This is a genomic window from Mucilaginibacter sp. NFR10, assembly GCF_900100445.1.
In the GTDB taxonomy this organism is placed as follows: domain Bacteria; phylum Bacteroidota; class Bacteroidia; order Sphingobacteriales; family Sphingobacteriaceae; genus Mucilaginibacter; species Mucilaginibacter rubeus.
Genome location: NZ_FMTV01000005.1, coordinates 164321 through 170320, shown reverse-complemented (window position 1 = coordinate 170320; position 6000 = coordinate 164321). Strand labels below are relative to the sequence as shown.

Below are 6000 nucleotides of genomic sequence, written 5' to 3'. Positions count from 1 at the left end.
ACCTTTCACCTTTCACCTTTCACCTTTCACCTTTCACCTTTCACCTTTCACCTTTCACCTTTCACCTTTCACCTTTCACCTTTCACCTTTCACCTGTATTCCAGAATATCCCCCGGCTGGCAGTCAAGCGCCTTACATATGGCTTCGAGTGTTTCAAAACGGATGGCTTTCGCCTTGCCTGTTTTTAGGATAGAAAGGTTTGATATGGTGATCCCTACCCTGTCGCTCAGTTCATTTAATGACATTTTTCGTTTTGCCATCATCACATCAAGATTTACTATTATCGGCATGACTTAAATAGTTAAAGCTTGCTCCTCTTTAAGCCTCGCCCCTTGCTTAAATGCTTCGGCCAGGATAAATATCAAGATAGCAAATACCAGCGTGCCAAAATTAAATGCCGATGTATTGATGATTTTTAGCGGCACATGCAATTTAGCTATTAACACCTGATAGGATACCTGCTGCCCTATATAATCAGTCAATGTAAACAGCAATAACAGCATCCCTGTGCTTTTGATCAGCCTAATACATCGCTGCTCAAATAAAGTACCCTCTACAATATTTACAATAACCTTATTAATAAGATAGGCTATTCTTATTACTATCAGAGTTGTAATAAGTATCAGCCCAGTTTCAATCGCGTTTAATGGCCAGCTTACAGATATATTATCATTATTAACTACTATATCACTGTTTATAATTATATTCTTTAAAGTATAGTTTTCACCTATCTTCATTTCGCCCCCATTTTTTTGCGAAATGAAGCTTCCGTCAATAGTGGCTTGCAATGTTGGCCCGTATCTTTTAGCGCCATCTATTGTACCCATTCCATCATTGTATCCATCCTTAAACCCCTGCCAGAAATCGGCAGCCATATTCTGAAAAACAAACAAACCAAACACTATATAAACAAGTATTTGCAGGGCACGTACCTTTTTCATTACACTACAATATTAATTCAATTCAAATAAAAACAATATTTATTAAATAACAAAATAAATTCATTGTTTTACAATAAATTTTATGCGATATACATAAATTTAAAATTTTGAATATAAAATTTTACACTGGTATTGCTATTTCTGATTTATATGTTTTATTTTAGAAACAAAATATTAGCTTTGCACGTTCTATTCAGAATATAACGAATAGAGAGGTTTATTAAATAGATGAGACAACTCAAAATAACGCAATCCATTACCAATCGCGAGTCGCAATCGCTTGATAAATATCTGCACGAGATTGGTAAGGTAGACCTAATAACCGCCGAAGAAGAAGTAATTTTAGCGCAAAAGATCCGCGAGGGCGACCAGGCGGCATTGGAGCGTTTAACCAAAACTAACCTTCGCTTTGTTGTATCTGTTGCTAAACAATACCAAAACCAGGGCCTCACACTGGGCGATTTAATTAACGAGGGCAACCTCGGCCTGATTAAAGCCGCCAAGCGTTTTGATGAAACCAAAGGCTTTAAATTTATATCATATGCTGTATGGTGGATCCGCCAGTCGATATTGCAGGCTATTGCCGAGCAATCGCGTATTGTGCGTTTACCACTTAACCAGGTAGGTTCATTAAGTAAGATCAGCAAGGCTTTTTCAAAGCTCGAACAGGAGTACGAGCGCGAACCATCGCCCGAAGAACTTGCTGATATATTGGAGACCACCGTTGATAAGATCTCCGACACACTGAGTAACTCGGGCCGCCACGTATCAATGGATGCACCGTTTGTACAAGGTGAAGAGAATACATTGCTTGATGTACTGGAAAACCAGGAACCAAACACCGATTCGATCCTGATCAATGAGTCATTATCTGAAGAGATCAAACGTTCATTATCAACCTTAACTGAGCGCGAGCGCGAGATCATTGTATTGTTCTTTGGTTTAGGAACTAACCACCCTCTTTCATTAGAGGAAATTGGCGAGAAATTTAACCTAACCCGCGAGCGCGTGCGTCAGATCAAAGACAAAGCCTTGCAACGCTTGCGCCATACTTCAAGGAGCAAGATCCTTAAATCATATTTAGGTTAATCACAAGCTAAAAAGACATATTAAAAGCCATTGGTTATATAACCGGTGGCTTTTTTCTTTGGCATGGTTAGCCGCGATGTAATGACTGCCCCTCAACGACTAATGACGATTTATCAAAATGACTTAATGGCTAAATAAGCCGCCTGTCAAAACTAAAAGGTTCTTTTTTTAAAAGTTTCACTCCAAAAGAATCGGGATGCAAGGGGTTAAGCAGGTAGTTATATTCGGCAGTGACAATTGACGATGGTACTTTCATTAATAAATATTCCTGTTTTTTAAGAAAGGCATCGCCAAGTTGGCGCAAAATTACCGGACCGGATATATCACGCCAATCTTCAGGTAATTGCGCAGCCTCCACAGTGATTATTTTACTATCCGGCACTTCTATTTCAGTAAGGCAATAATTACCTGGAATTACCAGCGGATCCAAATGCACCAACACCTCAAGCACCGCTAATGATCTGGAGGAAGCAAGGTAAAGCATCGGTTTACCTTCGCTATTCCAGCGACCGCCATATAATCGTGCTCCGGTGCCGCTCAGGTCGGTAGCGTAATTGCATTTGGTAATACGGAAAAGTATCATCAGGCAAAAATACCGTGTTCAATGCGGCCAAGCTCTTTAAAAACCATGTCGAAACCGGCAGATGTATCCAGAATAGTAACAGGTGCCTCACCTCTGAAAACTACCGACGGCGTTTTGATCCAGATCTTGAATTTATCCATCGATTCAAAAACCTCCTCGCCACGGGTATAAAGCCGTGCAAGTTCAATAGCCTTTTCGGCATACTCGGTTTTGATGATAACATCATCCTCGTAGCGCTGTAAGGTGCGCTCGGAGATATGCAGTATATTGGCAAGCTCCTGGATATTAAGGGAGATTTTTTTTGCCAGGGAAAGTAAGGCACTTTTAGGGAAGCCCTTACGCGCCAGGCTGATGATATCAAAATCAGAGGATGCTTTTAACTGTTTTGAGCCGTTCAATAAACTATAAAACGAAGGCATAGCTCCCTGAACAACATACGCTGCCATGGGCTCATTAACCTCATTTTTAGTATCTGGTTTTGATTTATACGACATATATACAAATATAATTACCATTTGTCGTATTTACAAATATTAAGCCAACAAAAAAAGCGATAGGTTTTAACCTGTCGCTTTTCTATATCGTTTGGTCATTTTGTCATTAAGTCATTGACCTTACCAACGATTTAATGAGACAAGAGTCCAATGACTTAATGACGATTCATCGAATGACTCACTGACCTAACTTATTCTGCTATTATCAAAAAATAGTTCTTCTTACCTTTTTGAGCCACGATGAATTTATCGCCAATCAAAGCATTTGCATTATAAACATCATCGGCAGTACCTATTTTAACTTTATTGATAGCAACACCACCGCCTTGTATCATCTTTTTAGCTTCACCTTTTGATGCAAAAACAGCCGTTTTCGCCGCTAAAAGATCGGCAGCGTTAATTCCCTGCTCTAATTCGCTTAACGCTATGGTATAGTTAGGCACACCGGCAAACAAACCCAAAACCTCAGCTTCATTCAGTTCGCTCAAAAATTCGATGCCTATATTACCAAACAAAAACTCCGAAGATTTTATTGCTTTTTCGTATTCAGCTTCGCCATGTACGCGAATCGTAATATCTTTAGCCAATGCTTTTTGCAATACACGTGTATGTGGTGCGGCATCATGCTCAATTTCCATCGCTTCAATAACATCACGACCAAGCAGAGTAAAAATGCGGATATATGATTTGGCGTCAACATCGGTAGTATTTAACCAAAACTGGTAAAACTGGTATGGCGAGGTACGCTCGGCATCAAGCCAAACAGCACCGCTTTCGGTTTTTCCAAATTTTGTACCATCTGCTTTTTTGATCAGGTTGGTAGTTAAGGCAAAAGCCTCACCGCTGTCTTTACGACGGATAAGCTCAGTACCGGTAACGATATTTCCCCATTGATCGCTGCCACCCATTTGCAATGAGCAGTTATGATACTTCCACAGGTAGTAAAAATCGTAGCCCTGTACCAACTGATATGTAAATTCGGTGAATGACATACCGGTATCGCCCTCCAAACGTTTCTTCACCGAATCTTTGGCCATCATATAATTAACCGTAATGTGTTTGCCTACATCGCGGATAAAATCAAGAAAAGTAAAGTTTTTGAACCAATCGTAATTGTTCACCATTTCGGCGCTGTTGGCACCGGTGTTAAAATCAAGGAAACGGGTAAGCTGTTTTTTTACAGCTTCCAGGTTATGCTGTAGCACATCCTCTGATAATAAATTACGCTCGGCAGATTTGCCCGACGGATCGCCTACCATGCCGGTAGCCCCACCAACCAAAGCATATGGTTTATGACCTGAACGCTGAAAGTGGATCAGGGTCATGATCTGGGTAAGGTGACCAACATGCAATGAATCGGCAGTTGGATCAAACCCGATATACCCCGAAGCCATACCTTTATTTAACATATCCTCGGTTCCGGGCATTTCGGTATGCAGCATGCCGCGCCAGCGTAATTCTTCAACAAAGTTCATATCAAGTTCTGTTTCAAAAAGGTGCAAATATAAATGAAATTGATACACTAATTTTCACTAATTGCAGATACCCCCTTTGAAAAATTCGTGTAATTCGATTTAATTATCTATTCGTGAAAAAATCCGTGCTTATATAGGTTAACTACAGGTAAAATCTGTTTCAAATAATTACTTATATTTTGTATCTTGAGCAAAACCGGGTATTTTGCAAGGCAAGGCTTATGAATTTTTTATCGCATTTTTATTTCGACAGGGATACGACCAACTGTTACCACGTGCTGGGAACGGTGCTGCCCGACCTGCTGAAAAACGCCGATAAAAACATCATCCTTCATCCCGAAAAACTGCACCACACTGATAACAAGGTTAATTCGATCATAGCAGGATGGAACAAACACCTTGATGTCGACCGGTATTTTCACTCATCTGCTTTTTTCACCACCCGTTCGCATGAGCTTAAAAAGTTGTTAGCCCCGGCCTTAATAAACTCGCCGGTAAAACCATTTTTTTTAGGGCACATCGCACTTGAGTTAATTATTGATAACCTGCTGCTGACCACTGGCAAAATAAGTGTCACTGAATTTTACGACCATTTAGAAGGTTGTCAGGACGATAAAATAAAAAGCTTTTTAACCTTTGCCGGGCTTGAGGATACTGCCGTTTTCTTTAAATTTTATGAAGGTTTTAAAAAAAGCCAGTATCTGCATACTTATGCCGAAACGCACCAGATTGCCTATGCATTAAAACGGATCTGTATGCGCGTTTGGAAAAACCCTTTCACACCAGAGCAGGAGGTGATCATGGATGAAATATTGAGCAGTTACCGCGAGGAAATGCTGAATGATTTTATGCAGATTTTTCAAGAGATAGAAAATAAACTCAACGCAAATTAAAGTTTGTCTTTATATTTACTGGTTAAAAAACCTTATCTCAATGAAAAAAACAATCTGCATACTGTTATCGGTATATTCAATTTTAACCTACTCCTGTAAAAAAGACAAGAAGGAGACCGCATCGATAATAGGAAAATGGTATTGGGTTGAGCAAACCTATGATGATTACACTAATGATAAATTGACTGATCATCGTGATTATACCACTACGCTTGACCCGCTTAGTTATTTTGAATTTAAAGTCGATGGCACATTCATTGAAAACCCCCAAGATCGTAATGGGCTTTTTGAATATGGCAAATATCAAATTGCTGGCGATAGCTTATTTGTAAAAAGGGATATTGACCAAAAGGCCACTCGGTATGCTATAAAAAAAATTACAAGCTCAAGCCTGGTCATACATTTTTCTGGCAGTTCCTCTATATACCGGGGAGAAGTAGAATACACTATGAAAAGGCAATAATTATTTGTTAACTGGCCTTAATATTAAGACTTACAAGAGTGGCAATTAGTATCAAAAGTTAT

The 6000-nt window shown here is 39.6% G+C and carries 8 protein-coding genes; 3 read left to right on the top strand and 5 right to left on the bottom strand.

Annotation, left to right across the window (positions count from 1 at the left end; all coding sequences use genetic code 11):
- Nucleotides 1-89 precede the first annotated feature (89 nt).
- Nucleotides 90-290 carry a helix-turn-helix domain-containing protein gene (locus BLP33_RS17820; protein WP_090531574.1) on the bottom strand — a complete coding sequence of 67 codons (201 nt, stop codon included), beginning with the start codon at nt 288-290 and terminating at the stop codon, nt 90-92.
- A gap of 3 nt (nt 291-293) precedes the next feature.
- Nucleotides 294-941: a DUF2975 domain-containing protein gene (locus BLP33_RS17815; RefSeq protein WP_090531573.1), complete on the bottom strand. Its 648-nt coding sequence runs from the start codon at nt 939-941 to the stop codon at nt 294-296.
- A gap of 228 nt (nt 942-1169) precedes the next feature.
- On the opposite strand from BLP33_RS17815, the gene BLP33_RS17810 reads away from it, so the two are divergent.
- Complete coding sequence (locus tag BLP33_RS17810; protein ID WP_090466905.1) at nt 1170-2030, top strand: sigma-70 family RNA polymerase sigma factor; 861 nt, start codon at nt 1170-1172, stop codon at nt 2028-2030.
- 130 nt (nt 2031-2160) lie between these two features.
- Here the strand turns inward: BLP33_RS17810 and BLP33_RS17805 are convergent, their stop codons facing one another.
- The 3 genes from BLP33_RS17805 to tyrS all read right to left on the bottom strand — a co-directional run bounded on the left by BLP33_RS17805 (nt 2161) and on the right by tyrS (nt 4582).
- On the bottom strand, nt 2161-2613 hold the full coding sequence (locus BLP33_RS17805; protein ID WP_090531570.1) for an RES family NAD+ phosphorylase: 453 nt from the start codon (nt 2611-2613) through the stop codon (nt 2161-2163).
- The gene (locus BLP33_RS17800; protein WP_090532043.1) at nt 2613-3107 is read right to left on the bottom strand and encodes a type II RES/Xre toxin-antitoxin system antitoxin; all 495 of its coding nucleotides are present in this window, start codon (nt 3105-3107) and stop codon (nt 2613-2615) included. The genes BLP33_RS17805 and BLP33_RS17800 overlap by 1 nt, the downstream gene beginning before the upstream one ends.
- Nucleotides 3108-3298: 191 nt before the next feature.
- The gene (gene tyrS / locus BLP33_RS17795; protein ID WP_090531569.1) at nt 3299-4582 is read right to left on the bottom strand and encodes a tyrosine--tRNA ligase; all 1284 of its coding nucleotides are present in this window, start codon (nt 4580-4582) and stop codon (nt 3299-3301) included.
- 221 nt (nt 4583-4803) lie between these two features.
- On the opposite strand from tyrS, the gene BLP33_RS17790 reads away from it, so the two are divergent.
- Together BLP33_RS17790 and BLP33_RS17785 are read left to right on the top strand one after the other, a co-directional pair.
- Nucleotides 4804-5475 carry a hypothetical protein gene (locus tag BLP33_RS17790; protein WP_090531567.1) on the top strand — a complete coding sequence of 224 codons (672 nt, stop codon included), beginning with the start codon at nt 4804-4806 and terminating at the stop codon, nt 5473-5475.
- A gap of 40 nt (nt 5476-5515) precedes the next feature.
- Nucleotides 5516-5938: a lipocalin family protein gene (locus BLP33_RS17785; RefSeq protein WP_090531564.1), complete on the top strand. Its 423-nt coding sequence runs from the start codon at nt 5516-5518 to the stop codon at nt 5936-5938.
- Nucleotides 5939-6000 lie beyond the last annotated feature (62 nt).

What these genes read in the sequence shown, in the direction of transcription:
- BLP33_RS17790 (WP_090531567.1), top strand. Translation starts at nt 4,804, where the DNA reads ATGAATTTTTTATCGCATTTTTATTTCGACAGGGATACGACCAACTGT.
- BLP33_RS17820 (WP_090531574.1), bottom strand. Translation starts at nt 290, where the DNA reads ATGCCGATAATAGTAAATCTTGATGTGATGATGGCAAAACGAAAAATG.
- BLP33_RS17805 (WP_090531570.1), bottom strand. Translation starts at nt 2,613, where the DNA reads ATGATACTTTTCCGTATTACCAAATGCAATTACGCTACCGACCTGAGC.
- BLP33_RS17815 (WP_090531573.1), bottom strand. Translation starts at nt 941, where the DNA reads ATGAAAAAGGTACGTGCCCTGCAAATACTTGTTTATATAGTGTTTGGT.
- BLP33_RS17810 (WP_090466905.1), top strand. Translation starts at nt 1,170, where the DNA reads ATGAGACAACTCAAAATAACGCAATCCATTACCAATCGCGAGTCGCAA.
- tyrS (WP_090531569.1), bottom strand. Translation starts at nt 4,582, where the DNA reads ATGAACTTTGTTGAAGAATTACGCTGGCGCGGCATGCTGCATACCGAA.
- BLP33_RS17785 (WP_090531564.1), top strand. Translation starts at nt 5,516, where the DNA reads ATGAAAAAAACAATCTGCATACTGTTATCGGTATATTCAATTTTAACC.
- BLP33_RS17800 (WP_090532043.1), bottom strand. Translation starts at nt 3,107, where the DNA reads ATGTCGTATAAATCAAAACCAGATACTAAAAATGAGGTTAATGAGCCC.